Below are 1,249 nucleotides of genomic sequence, written 5' to 3'. Positions count from 1 at the left end.
GGGGTGGGGGAGCGCGGTACGGACGTCACCGGGCGCGCCGACGACGCTCCAACTCGTCCAGCAGGCGTTCCTCCTGCTCCTCGAAGGAGGACCGGTCGATTTCGCCCTCCTCCAGGGCGCGGTTCAGTTCGGTCAGCCGGGCGAGCACGGGGGTCGGGTCGTGGAGTTCACGGTTCGCGGTGTCGATGAGGCGGTCCGCGATCCAGGCCGGCCCCCGCACCGGGGCCAGGGGCAGCAGGAGGATTTCGCGCAGCAGGCCCACTCACATCGCCCCCGCCGTCGGGGCCCGGTGGCCGGTGGCCCCGGGGGTCTCGGGAACGAAGCTGAAGCAGGGCAGCGGCCCGGTCACCCGGAGTTCCGCGTACGGGGCGGCCCCGGCGGCACAGCGGTCCACCTCCTCCAGGAAGCGGGAGGTGCCCGCTCGCTCCACCAGGAAGGAGAAGTTCACCGCGCAACCCGCGACCGGCGGCCCCGGGACGCCGGCCACCGCCCGCCGTTCCAACCGGCGCAGGGTCTCCCGTCCCGCCTCCGACGCCCGCCGGCCCAGGGCCGTGGCGATCCGTTCGCCCAGTCGGAGTCGGGCCTCGTAGCCGGGGCGCCGTCGGGTTTCCTCGTACAGTCGCCGCAAGCGGGGATCGGCGCGGACGAGATCGGGTACGGCCTCCTCCCGGGGGAGCACCTTCAGGTTCATCTCCACCCGGTCGGCCACCCGGTCCAGAGCCGCGGCGTACCGGTCGCGTTCGCGGACCAACAGGGCCCGCACCGCATCCTCGTCCGGAGCCACGGTGCCGAAGCGCATCGGCAGCACCGGCCCCCCCTCGCCGAGGGAGAGCAGGAGGTCGCGGTGAACCGTGAGATCACGACGCCTGGCCCGCGGCTCGCCGCGGACCCGGCCGACCACCGCCGCCAGGGGCTCCTCCGTCACCATGGCGAGGGACTCGGAGGACGAGCCGATTCCGGTCGCCCCGCGGGGAAGGGAACGGCCGGCACCCAGGATGCCGTGGACGTGCAACACGCAACCGTCGGGGGACGGGGGCACGACTCAGCGCTCCCGCTCACGGGAGCGGGAGGAGCTCCGTCGGGACCGCGTTCCGCCACCACCGCCGGACCCCGCGCGGCTTTCCCCGTTCGGCTCCTCCCGCTCGTCCTCGTCCTCGTCCCCGGTGAGAGCGGACCGCACCTTCTCACCGGCGGAGCGCACGGCCTTCTTCGCGCCCTTCTTCCCGGCCGCCCGCGCCATCCCCCCGCC

The 1,249-nt window shown here is 74.6% G+C and carries 2 protein-coding genes and 1 pseudogene; all 3 read right to left on the bottom strand.

From position 1 onward, the window contains the following. Positions 1-25: 25 nt before the first annotated feature. Positions 26-262 carry a gas vesicle protein GvpG gene (locus FOE67_RS26120; protein ID WP_182667292.1) on the bottom strand — a complete coding sequence of 79 codons (237 nt, stop codon included), beginning with the start codon at positions 260-262 and terminating at the stop codon, positions 26-28. Continuing rightward, positions 263-1,039 (bottom strand): GvpL/GvpF family gas vesicle protein, encoded by a 777-nt coding sequence (locus FOE67_RS26115; protein WP_182667291.1) that lies wholly within the window; start codon positions 1,037-1,039, stop codon positions 263-265. It lies immediately after the preceding gene. A gap of 3 nt (positions 1,040-1,042) precedes the next feature. Further along, a pseudogene (locus tag FOE67_RS26110) lies at positions 1,043-1,249 on the bottom strand (gas vesicle protein); the annotation flags it as partial.

Source organism: Streptomyces calidiresistens, assembly GCF_014141525.1.
GTDB classification, from domain to species: domain Bacteria; phylum Actinomycetota; class Actinomycetes; order Streptomycetales; family Streptomycetaceae; genus Streptomyces; species Streptomyces calidiresistens.
This window is presented reverse-complemented; position numbering and strand designations above follow the sequence as displayed.